Here is a 10256-nt window from a genome sequence, read left to right as displayed (position 1 = left end):
CGGTGACGAGAACGATAGGTGGCGGCGCAGGCATCGTGGGCGTCACTCGGCTCGCGCTGCTTCCGCAAGCTCAAGCAGCTTGCGCCCGTCAACGCCGACGGTCTTGCCCACATCGAGAAGTCGTCCTCGGGAGATTTCGCCGAGACGATACGCCTCGAGCGCCAGATGCGCCACGCGGCCCCGAAGCTCTCGGGTTCCTCTCTTGCCACTCACCGGCTCCTCGAGATCATCGAACAGGTCCAATGCGCGCAGATAGTCTCTCCCGGCCTCCTCCTGCTCGGATGAAAGAAGCAGGACGCTCTCCGGTTGATTGATGTAGCGAAGGCTCTTCAGACGATAGACCGCCGCCTGATAGCTCACTCCAAACCTGTGCGCGATGAAAGCGACGTCCTGAAAGCCGATCGTCTGGGAGCGCGGCGCCGGACGCAGCTGGCCTTGAATGCTGCCGCCGGTCGCCACATCAAAGACGATCTGATCAGTGCGCGCCGGCTGGCCCTTCCCTAGCTGGCGCAGTTCCTCTTCGAGGCCCGCTTCGGGAAGCAGGAAGGCGGCGGCGAAAGCATTCGCGCGCTGTTCGATCCTTTCGCGGCTGTTGTCCGCGCTGCTGACGCCGACGACCCTGTTCCGATCCATGAGGGCGTGCGCGTACTCGTGCGCCAGCGAGAAGCGCTGGCGGGCGCGTACATGGCCCGAATTCACGAGCACTGCCATGCCGATGCTCGGATGATGCAGGAACAAGCCAGACATGGTGTGCGGGAGATCGACGACCGATGCCCAGATTCCCTGATCGCCGAGCAATTCCGTCACGTCGGCAATCGGGGCGCTTCCAAGCTCAAGTCGCCTTCGTTCCTGTTCAGCCACACGCTCGCCCTGAGCGACGGCTTCCCCGGTCGATCTCGGTACGGGCTCACGATATGCTGGCGGCCCATCCCGCTCCTCGCGCCCCAGCAAGCTCTCCAGGCTGACACCTTCGCGGCAGATTTGCACGCAGCGGTCCACCTCGATCCGCACCTCCGGATCTGCGTCGAGCCCGGGGGCAATTCGATGCAGCGCCACGACGACGTCCTCCTCGGTATCCGGCGCGTCTGCCAGGAACCAGCTGACCGGACGACGATAGAGGTTCGCAAGTCGCGCAAGTTCCATGGTGGACACTGCGCGGTTTCCTCCTTCGATCTGAGTGACGGCCGTACGGGGAAGGCCGAGCGCTTCGGCGGCTTCGCCCTGATTGATTGATGCGAGTTCTCGTGCCTCCCTCAATCGACGAGACATTTCGGTGCGGTTCATGTCGGTTCCTCGGTGTGCGTGTCGGGCTTCTCCCGGCCCCCCACGTGGGCACAAGATAGGCTGATCGAACCCTAACGTCAAATTCTTACTTGAACGTTCGATTTCCGCACACCACATCGTAGCCAAGCCAGCGAATGGAGGTGATGGGCATGGCAGGCAAGAACCAGCACGTGGTTCGGCGCGAGGACGGTTGGGCAGTCCTTGGCGCCGGGAACAACCGCGACACGGCGCGTTACGGCACTCAAGCCGAGGCAATCGATCGGGCCACCGAGATTGCGCGCAACCAGCAGAGCGAAGTTCTGATCCACGGACGTGACGGCCGGATCCGCGAGCGCAACAGCTACGGAAACGACCCGTTCCCGCCCCGCGGCTGAGAACCGCGCGGAGGACCCGTGAGGCCCTCCGCGCGACCACTCGCGCCTCAGAACCGCACCTCCGCCCAGTTCGCCACGATCAGCCCCGGCACGCTGTCCAACGCCCGGTCTGCATCCCGGGCCAGGTCCAGACGCTTCGGCAACTTGACCTGCGGCACGAGCAGAAAGATCGGCGCGGTGACCTTGCCGCGCCCCGTCTTCGAGCGCGAGACCACCGCCTGGCCCTTGGTGTTCAGCCGCCCCTCCGCCACCAGCAGGCTCGGACCGGTGCGGCGATAGACGAAGCGCAGGCGCAGGCCACGGCGGCGCTCCCATTCGCCGGGCGTGATCCTGCCCCCCCGCAGGGACTTGCCTGCGGCTGGCAGCGGAATCGCCAGCCAGAACCCATCCTTCGAGCGGATCAGCGGGCCGGTGTCGTGCGCGCCCACGATGACCGGCGCCTTCGACCAGACCAGCGCCGCGGCTTCCAGGCTTTCGCCCGACCTCGGGAAGTTCTGGCTCCGGATCGAGTTGGCCAGCCGTGTGCCGAGCCCTGCGCCAGTGATCTGCAACCGCCATGCGCTCTTCAGCCCGGACCCGGCCTCGCGCATGGCCGCCGTCACCGCGCGTTCGCCCGCCGCGACCTCGGCCGCCATCATCGCGACGATGTCGGGATCGATGTCGAGCTTCAGCTTCATGGCCGTCACGCGGGCCTCAGATCGACGGTCCAGACCTGCCGTTCGCGGTCGCGCACGGGCTCGCCCTGAATGAGGAAGGCCTCGCCGTCGATCTCGATCCTGTCGCCGGGGCGTGGGTTCGCCACCTCGGCGACGCGCAGGTCGATCCGGGTGGTTTCGGACCAGAGCCGGGCATCGCCGAAGTCGGAGACGGCATCCGCGCGCCGGGCGACGGCGCGCACCAGCACGGGCGCGCCGCCGTCGGCGATGTAGACCGCGTCCCGGCCGATGTTGGGATCCGCGAAGAGCGCGCCGACTGCGGCGGCGAAGGCGCCCATCAGAACGTCGCGTTCAGGCGCACCCGACCGATGGTGTCGCCCGCGCCGCTCGCCACGGCCTCGACGGCCACGCCGATCAGGGTATTGTCGGTCGCCACCGTGGTGCAGCGCTTGTTGGTGTCGTCCCAATAGACCTTGGCGCCGACGGTCCAGGCCTGCGAGCCGACCTTGGTGATGTCGAAGACGCCGACGAGCGCAGCCTCGACGGGCTCGGCGATGGCGGCGTCCCCGGCGGCGATGCCGAAGATGGAGCCGACGAGCAGACCATCGCCGGAGGCGACGGCATAGGGGGCGATCAGGGTGATGGTGTTGCCGGGCTGGACGTAGTTTTTCATGGGGAGGATCCTCGTGGAAAGACGACGGGCGGCCCGATTGGACCGCCCGCATGTCAGGGTTCAGCGTTCGGGTGCGGGTTACGCGCCCGGGTTCTTGTAGAGGCCGCGCCAGTCGATGGCCTTGGCGCCGAAGTCGAGGCGGCACTTGATCTCGACGCCGTCGACATCGAAGCCGTTGCGAGTCTCGATGTAGGCGCCCTGCTGGCCCTCGAGATAGGCGTACTCGATGGTGTCGATCTGGTTGGGGCTCGCCGCCAGATACCAGGCGGTCTCGCTGGCGGCGTCGAGCCGGGGCTCGCTGATCGGCGCGAGGGTGCGGATCGACTGCGGCACCACGCTGGAGGTCGCGGCGGGCACGAGGTTCTGGGCGACCAGCTGCTCGGCCTTCAGTTCCAGCGAGGCGGGCACGATCAGGAAGGCGGGCCGGACGTTCAGCACCGTCTTCTTGTCGAGGCCGGTCTGCTTGGCCATGGCGGCGCGGGCCGCGCCGACGCTGCCGACGTCCAGCGCCGCCCCGGTGCCCGCGAGGTTCTTGTGGGTGGTGTGGAAGAGCGCGTTGCCGTCGGCCATCGCCGGGTTGGCGGTGATGATCCCCCAGACCACGTCCGACTCGAGTTGCGCGATGGAGTTGCCGTACATCGCCGGGATCCGGGTGAAGGCGTCCAAATCGTCGTTGATCAGGGTCTGGCGGGTGATCGCGACCACCCGGCCATAAGTCTTGACCTTGTAGCTCTCCTTGCTCTCGCCGAGCGTCCCGCGCTTGAACTCCCCGCTCTCGCCGACCTCCAGAAGCTGCGGGGCCTCACCCAGTTGCACACGGTGCATGGCCTTGAAGTCCGTGGCGAGCACCTGGCGACAGAACAGCATGAAGGTGCGGGGATAGGCCTCGTAGGCCTGCCGCAGGGTCTTGTTGGTGACCGCCGACAGGATCTCGGGGAAGTCCGAGGTCGAGTGCAGCGCGCGCGTCGCCACCTCGTCGCGCGACAGGCCGCGCGTGTTGACCCCGGCATTGCCGAGGCTTTCGCGGGCCAGTTCCAGCAGGGTCATGCCGCGATACTGGCGCGCGGCGTCTTCCAGCTGGAAGAGCGTCGGGCTGTAGCGGTGCAGCAGCGCGTTGGCCACCGCGTCGCGGCGGGTGATGCGCTCGTCCCGGCCGCCGAGCGGGACGGAGACATGGGGGAAGGTCCGGGTCTCGTCCGACCTGGATGCGACCTGGTCGAGGATCAGGCGGCGGGACTCGTCGACGCTGACGCCGCGCTTGACCAGATCCTCGGCGAAGCCGCGCTCGAGGTTCAGGCGGCCGGTCAGATCGTAGATGGTCGAGACGCGATCACGCTCGGCCTCGCGGGCGCGGGTGGCGACCGCCTCCGTGTCAGGCGCGGGCGTTGCCTGCGTCTTCGGCTGGCTGCGCGTCTCGCTGGCGGCGACCTTCGGGTCCGGCGCAGCCGCTTTCGGCTCGGTCATGGGGGTCTCCTCGGTTTCGACCGGCGCGGTCGGCTGGGTGGTGGGGGTTGCGGCGTCGCTCGCCGGGGGCTGGGTCTTGTCCGTCATCGGGGATGCTCCTTGCTCTGTGGGGGCGTCCCGGCGGTGAAGGACGCAGTCGTGAAGGGGATGCTGGGCGCGGAAGCCCGCGGCGGGATCGGCGCCGACCGCGACGGCGGACACCTCGAACGGCGTCCAGTCGACCGCCCGCCAAAGCTCGCGGGCGGCCTCGGGCTTCGAGACCTCGAAGCGGTGGACCTGGTAGCCGATCGAGACCGCCCGGATGTGCCCGGCCTGGATGTCGCGCCAGATCGGCTCGACGTCGGCACGCTCGGAGATCCGCACCAGCGCGATGCCGCGGCCGTTCTCGATCCGCGCCGAGCCCGGCACGACCGAGCCGATCACCGCGTCGAGCGTGTCGAGCTCGTGCACCTTCAGGAACGGCGCGCCCGCGTTCAGCCGGTCGAGCCGGACATGGGCCGGGTCGAGGCTCAGTTCCTCGTCATAGGGCTCGCCGAAGAAGGTGGCGCGCCGGACGCGGGCCCCGGCCGACCAGACCACCTCGACGGTGCGGCTGTCGGCATCGGCGGTGTTCGGCGCAAGCTCCGCCGACCGGCGCATGGCCGGCAGTTCGATCATCGTGTCCATGGGGTCAGTCCTGTTGGTCGGCCTGCGCCGGGTAATTGTCCGCGTCGCAGCCGGGTCATTGTCCGCGTCGGCAGCCGGGTCGTCAGTGTCCTGTTCGTCGGCGGCCGGATCGGTCACCGGATCGCTGGCCCCGTCCTTGGATTGTGCGCTGCCGGTCTTGGTGACGCGGCGTGGGTCGCTGTCGAGCACCAGTCCCAGCGCGTCGAGCTTGGCGTTGGTCGCGGCGATTTCCGCGAGGACCGCGTCCGGGTTATGACCCTGTCGGGCAATGGCCTGCGCCAGCGTCATCGTGCCGGTCCGGATCGCCAGCAGGTCGGCCATCGCGTCCTTGTAGGGATCGACCGCGTCGAACTTCGGCGGTGACCATTCCACCGGCACGTCCGGCGTCGGGATCTGGCCCGCTGCCCATGCGGCCTCGGTGAACCAGCGCCAGACCGGGGCGCAGAGCATCGGAATGAAGAGCTGCCACTGCACGGCGTCGATCATGCGGCGGAACTCGACGAGCCCGGCCCGGATCGAGGAATAGTTGACCTGGCTGAGGTCGCCGGTCAGCAGCTCGTAGGGCACCCGGAACCCCGCCGAGATCGTGTGCAGGCTTGCCCGCTTGTATTCGCCGTAGCCGCCGGTGGCAGCGGGCTGGTTGAAGCGGATGTCCTTGCCGCCGCGGGCATAGGCGATCAGCCCCGGCTCGAACTGCTCGACCCGGTTGCCGTCGGCATCAACCACCGAAGGCGCGATGCCCTGCTGCGCCTCGTCGTCGCCGAAGACGATGGCGGTGACGCAGGCCTCGGTCTTCTTGCGGACCAGTTCGGCCACCTCGTAATCGTCGAGGTCGCGCAAGGAGCGGATCACCGGCGCGCCCCAGGGAACACCGCGCGCCTGCGTGCGCTGCTTCTCATAGACATGGGCGATCTCGGTCGCGGGGACCGGGCGGCTCTGCAGGCCGTTCTGCAGGGCGCCATAGGCGTCGCCCGGGTGTTCGGCATGCAGCCAGTAGGCCCGGCGCTTGCCGAGCGGATCGAACTCGATCCCCTGCACGAGGCGTCCTGCGCCGATGGCGCCGGATTTCGTGGCGTCGAGGAAGTCGGCCTCCAGCACCTGCAATTGCAGCGGCACCGGCAGACCGTCGCTTGCACGCCGCAGCCTTCGACGGACCAGAACCTCGCCCGCCTCGACCATCTCGCGGCAGATCAGCGTCTGCAGGCCGTAGAAGTCGAGCTGGCCGTCGGCGTCGCAATCCGCCGTCCACCGCTCGAACAGCGCGTCGACCTTCCGGTCCAGCTTGTCGTCGCCGCTGGCGGCGCGCGGCATGATCCCGGCACCGATGATGTTGTTGACCAGCACCGCCACGGCCTTGGCCGCATGCGGGTTGTTGCGCACCAGATCGCGCATCCGGTCGCGCAGCAGCGCCCCGGCCACGCCGATCTCGGTGTCGGCCGAGGAGCCGGGCGCGCGCCAGCCCTCGGTCCTCCGCCCACGCGCCGCGCCGTCATAGCCCCGTGTCAGGGTCTCGAAGGCCTGCCGCGCCATCACGCGGCGCGCGGCCATGCGCGGCGCCACCGTGGCGATGGCGTGATCGAACCAGGTCGCCGACATCAGCGATCCCCGCGCGAGAAGCCCGCGAGCCCGGCCACAGGCAGCGGTCGGCTGACGCCCGCGATGGCCCGCTCGATAGTGCGGATGCGGGCGAGCAGATCCTCGGCCGAGCCGTAGTCGACCGACTTGCCGTCATAGCTGACCCGGGTCGTGCCGCTGGCATAGGCCCGGCGCAGCGCCGAGAGCTCGGTTTCCGTCCAGTCGGTCATGTTCAAAACCATCCTCCGCGCCGTCCGAGCCAGTCGGAGCGGCGCTTGCTGCGGGGCCTGTCCCGGCCGGTTGATCTGCCCGGCGGGATCGGTGTCGGTTGGGGCGGCCCCGAGCTGATCCTCAAGATCGCGCCATTTCTCGTCGGGCCAGCGGTCCGCGCCCGCGATCCAGGCGGCGGCGCGGGCATAGACCCGGCAGTCCAGCGCCTCGTTGCGTTCCCGCAGCTTCTGCCATTCCAGACGCGCGAAGCCGCGTTTCGTGCGCACCGTCACCAGCTGCTCGGCCACGAGCTGCTTCAGCCATTCGTTCTCGACCCAATGCGGCAGGTGCACCGAGCCGGGCGGGAACGCCGCCCCGTCGGCGTTCGGCCGGCTTACGCCGCGCCACTGGCGCGACGGTCCGGCCATGTCCTCCTCGGTCGGGCGCGCCAGCCGCAGGAAGCGGTAGGTTTCGGCCTTGAAGGTCGAGACCGCCACGGTCCAGAGCCGGGCCCCGCGACGCAGGCGTTTGCCGCCCTCGGTCGCATCGACGAAGGTCGGCCCCGAGACCGGGCTCGAGCGGTTGAACCCCTCGACGCCTTTCACCGGCGAGACCTGCCCAAACCCCTGCGCCCGCGACCATGAATAGACCGCCGGGGCCTCGTAGCCGGTGTCAATGGCCAGCCGCGCGATCCGCAGATGCGCGCCGCGCTCGTGCGGCCAGCTTTTGTCCAGCAGCGCGGTCAGTTCCGACCACGCGTCGTGCCGGTCGGGCCCGCCCTCGATGACCACGTGATCGACGAGCCAGCTTTCCAGTCCGCGCCCCCAGGCCCAGACGTCGACCTCGATCCGGTCCTTCTGCACGTCGCGCCGGCGGTCAGGAACAACCCGCCCGCAGGCACGGTGCCGGATGTCCACCGCTCGCGCCGGTCGTAGAGCCGCTGCCAGTCCGGCGCTTCCCCGGTCTCGACCCAGGTTTCGCCAAGGATCGTGTTGCGGAACGCCTTGATCGCCTCGTCAGAACCCTGCGCCGCGTCCCATGCCCGCACGATCCGCTCCCAGCTCAGCCAGCCGATCGGCGAATAGAGCGCCGAGAGGTGATACCCGACCGTGGTCGGATCGGCGGCCGTGGCGGTCGCCCGCCATTCGCCGCCCTCCAGCATCGCCGTCTTGTGGTGTTCCGCGATTGCCGCGTCGCAGCCCTCGCAATGATACTCCGCCGTCTCTGGGCGGCCCTTCTGCCAGCGCAGCCGGTCGAATTTCAGCCATTGCATCGCCCCGCAATGCGGGCACGGCACGAAGAACCGGCGCTGGTCGCTGGCTCGTATTCCCGCTCGATCCGGCTCAGCCCCCGGATGGTGGGCGTCGAGACCAGGAAGACCTTGCGGCGATGGGCGAAGGTTAGCGACCGCGCCTCGGCCAGCGTCACCGGATCGCCTTCCTCGTCGGCAGAGGCCGGATAGGCATCAACCTCGTCGAGGAAGATGTAGCGCGCCGGGGTCGAGCGCAGCCCGACCGCCGAGTTCGCGCCCGTCATGATCAGGATGCCGCCCGCGAACTCCTTGGACAGCATGGTGTTGCCCGCGTCCCGCGACCGAGCCGGTTTGACCCGCTCCCGCAGCTCGGGGCTCTCGTCGATCAGCGGGTCGATCCGCTGGCGCGAGTTGCGTTTCGCCAGCTCCACCGTCGGCTGGACCGCCAGCATCGGACCCGGCGCCTGGTGGATGGCGAACCCGATCCAGTTGTTCCCCGCCTCGGTCGCGCCGACCTGCGCCGCCTTCATGAATAGGACGCGCTGTGCCGGATCGCCGGGGCTCAGCCGGTCCATGATCTCGCGCATGTAGGGCGTGCGCACCGTCCGATACCGCCCGGGCTCGGCCGAGGCGCGGCCCGAGAGCATCCGGTGTCGATCCGCCCATTCCGAGACCGTCAGGTCCGGGTCGGGCCGCAGCCCGTTGCCCCAGGCGCGCAGGATCTCGCCCGCGCCGTCGAAGTCCGTCAGTGCGTCATCATCACCGGAAGTCGGGCCGGACCTCGGCGAGTTCGTCGAGGTGGGCGCGTACATGTTTTTCCAGAACCTTCTGCATCGCGGCTGGCTCCACGGCGATCTGCTGGCCCGTCGCGTCGCTGCACGAGGCCGAGAGCTCGGCCGCCATCAGCGCCGCCGCGCGTGCAGGCCAGGTCACCCATGCGTCGCGTTCCTCCCGCGCCAGCCGGAACACCAGCGCCAGCGCGCGGGCCCGCTCGATCAACTCCCCCTTCAGCTTCTGCAGCCGGATGCGCCGCTCCTGCGCCTTCAGCACCTCGCTCGCGGTCTTGGCCTGCAGGAAGGTCGTGCCGCCGCCCACCGCCGGAACCGCCAGCCCCTGTTCGCGTAGCGTGTCGCCGACGGCCGCCACCGCCGCCTCGGGGACGGGTTTCAGCTTTGGCGCGGGCGGCTTGCGGGTCTTCGACGGGTCCGTCGTCTCGGCACGCCTGGCGTCGCTGGCGGCCGCATTGATGCTGCCGTCGGGATAGAGGACCAGCCGCTCGGCCGTCTTCGCCTTCTGGATCGCACCCCGCGACAGCCCGACATGGGCGGCGTACTGGCGCTCGCTCATGCCCTGCATCGACAGCTCCGATTATCATTCGAAATCATGTGCTTATCGAGTTGATAAGCTCGCGGACAGAGGGAACGTGATCCCACGAAGACGATGCAACTCACCACGGAGCCACCACGATGACCGCCCGCCTGAACCCGATCACCACCCCGCGCCACGAACTCCGCGCCGAGAAGGCGCGCCGGAACAAGGAAGCCGCGCTCGCCGCCTTCATCAGCAAGAAGGCCGAAATCGACGAGATGCTCGCCCGCCTGCAGGCCCTCAGCGACGACCATTTCAACTGCCACCCCGACGAGGTGGGCTGGGCCATGGTCGGCACCCTCGAACACTACGCCAGCCTCCTGAAGCGCATCACCGACAGCGCCTTCGGCGAGGGCGAGCACGCCCGCTGATCTCCGGCGCTGCCGGAACTCCCGCCGCGCGCCCTGCGCGGCTCGGGGTCGTAGAAGGCGCCGCATGACGCGGGCCCGAATACGGAGACGACCCCATGACCAAGCTGTCCGACACCCAAGCCATCATTCTCAGCGCCGCCGCACAGCGCGAAGACCACATTGCCCTGCCGCTGCCCGAGAGCCTGCGCGGCGGGGCCGCCGCCAAGGTGGTCGGCGCGATGATCGCCAAGGGCTTCCTCGAGGAGATCGACGCCGACATGCGCAAGGGCGAGCCCGTCTGGCGCGAGACCGGCGACGGCCACGGCGTCACGCTGGTCGCCACCGACGCGGGCCTCGCCGCCATCGGCATCGAGACCGAGGACG

Annotated in this window: 9 protein-coding genes and 2 pseudogenes; 3 read left to right on the top strand and 8 right to left on the bottom strand. The window is 69.0% G+C overall.

Translation table 11 applies throughout. The features are described from left to right. Positions 1–42: 42 nt before the first annotated feature. Entirely contained in the window at positions 43–1284 is a 1242-nt protein-coding gene (locus tag A6302_RS17640) for a helix-turn-helix domain-containing protein (protein WP_069308140.1), read from the bottom strand. 149 nt (positions 1285–1433) lie between these two features. Here A6302_RS17640 and A6302_RS17635 point away from each other — a divergent pair, with 149 nt between their 5' ends. Continuing rightward, positions 1434–1658 carry a DUF2188 domain-containing protein gene (locus A6302_RS17635; protein ID WP_069308143.1) on the top strand — a complete coding sequence of 75 codons (225 nt, stop codon included), beginning with the start codon at positions 1434–1436 and terminating at the stop codon, positions 1656–1658. A gap of 47 nt (positions 1659–1705) precedes the next feature. On the opposite strand, the gene A6302_RS17630 is transcribed toward A6302_RS17635, so the two are convergent. From A6302_RS17630 to A6302_RS17595, 7 genes and pseudogenes are all read right to left on the bottom strand, one after another. Then, a complete protein-coding gene (locus A6302_RS17630) occupies positions 1706–2335 on the bottom strand; it encodes a DUF6441 family protein (protein WP_069308142.1) in 630 nt (209 codons plus the stop codon). Positions 2336–2340: 5 nt separating this feature from the next. Further along, a complete protein-coding gene (locus A6302_RS17625) occupies positions 2341–2652 on the bottom strand; it encodes a head-tail joining protein (protein WP_069308139.1) in 312 nt (103 codons plus the stop codon). Next, positions 2652–2987 carry a DUF2190 family protein gene (locus tag A6302_RS17620; protein ID WP_069308138.1) on the bottom strand — a complete coding sequence of 112 codons (336 nt, stop codon included), beginning with the start codon at positions 2985–2987 and terminating at the stop codon, positions 2652–2654. The genes A6302_RS17625 and A6302_RS17620 overlap by 1 nt, the downstream gene beginning before the upstream one ends. Before the next feature lie 78 nt (positions 2988–3065). Continuing rightward, a complete protein-coding gene (locus A6302_RS23670) occupies positions 3066–6713 on the bottom strand; it encodes a prohead protease/major capsid protein fusion protein (protein ID WP_210183376.1) in 3648 nt (1215 codons plus the stop codon). Next, on the bottom strand, positions 6713–7765 hold the full coding sequence (locus A6302_RS26300; RefSeq protein WP_425349174.1) for a phage head-tail joining protein: 1053 nt from the start codon (positions 7763–7765) through the stop codon (positions 6713–6715). Before A6302_RS26300 ends, A6302_RS23670 begins: the two co-directional genes overlap by 1 nt. Positions 7766–7830: 65 nt before the next feature. After that, positions 7831–8729: pseudogene (locus A6302_RS26295) on the bottom strand (terminase gpA endonuclease subunit); the annotation flags it as partial. Positions 8730–8913: 184 nt separating this feature from the next. After that, positions 8914–9510, bottom strand: coding sequence for a hypothetical protein (locus A6302_RS17595; protein ID WP_069308137.1), 597 nt, complete (start codon positions 9508–9510; stop codon positions 8914–8916). A 110-nt stretch (positions 9511–9620) separates the two neighbouring features. On the opposite strand from A6302_RS17595, the gene A6302_RS17590 reads away from it, so the two are divergent. Continuing rightward, positions 9621–9893 carry a hypothetical protein gene (locus A6302_RS17590; protein ID WP_069308136.1) on the top strand — a complete coding sequence of 91 codons (273 nt, stop codon included), beginning with the start codon at positions 9621–9623 and terminating at the stop codon, positions 9891–9893. Between the two features lie 95 nt (positions 9894–9988). Continuing rightward, a pseudogene (locus A6302_RS17585) lies at positions 9989–10256 on the top strand (DUF3489 domain-containing protein); the annotation flags it as partial.

It is taken from the genome of Methylobrevis pamukkalensis, assembly GCF_001720135.1.
Classification (GTDB): domain Bacteria; phylum Pseudomonadota; class Alphaproteobacteria; order Rhizobiales; family Pleomorphomonadaceae; genus Methylobrevis; species Methylobrevis pamukkalensis.
This window is presented reverse-complemented; position numbering and strand designations above follow the sequence as displayed.

Excerpts from the sequence above, each read along its gene's own strand:
- A6302_RS23670 (WP_210183376.1), bottom strand. The coding sequence starts at position 6,713 with ATGTCGGCGACCTGGTTCGATCACGCCATCGCCACGGTGGCGCCGCGC.
- A6302_RS17625 (WP_069308139.1), bottom strand. The coding sequence starts at position 2,652 with ATGGGCGCCTTCGCCGCCGCAGTCGGCGCGCTCTTCGCGGATCCCAAC.
- A6302_RS17590 (WP_069308136.1), top strand. The coding sequence starts at position 9,621 with ATGACCGCCCGCCTGAACCCGATCACCACCCCGCGCCACGAACTCCGC.
- A6302_RS17630 (WP_069308142.1), bottom strand. The coding sequence starts at position 2,335 with ATGAAGCTGAAGCTCGACATCGATCCCGACATCGTCGCGATGATGGCG.
- A6302_RS17640 (WP_069308140.1), bottom strand. The coding sequence starts at position 1,284 with ATGAACCGCACCGAAATGTCTCGTCGATTGAGGGAGGCACGAGAACTC.
- A6302_RS17595 (WP_069308137.1), bottom strand. The coding sequence starts at position 9,510 with ATGCAGGGCATGAGCGAGCGCCAGTACGCCGCCCATGTCGGGCTGTCG.
- A6302_RS17635 (WP_069308143.1), top strand. The coding sequence starts at position 1,434 with ATGGCAGGCAAGAACCAGCACGTGGTTCGGCGCGAGGACGGTTGGGCA.
- A6302_RS17620 (WP_069308138.1), bottom strand. The coding sequence starts at position 2,987 with ATGAAAAACTACGTCCAGCCCGGCAACACCATCACCCTGATCGCCCCC.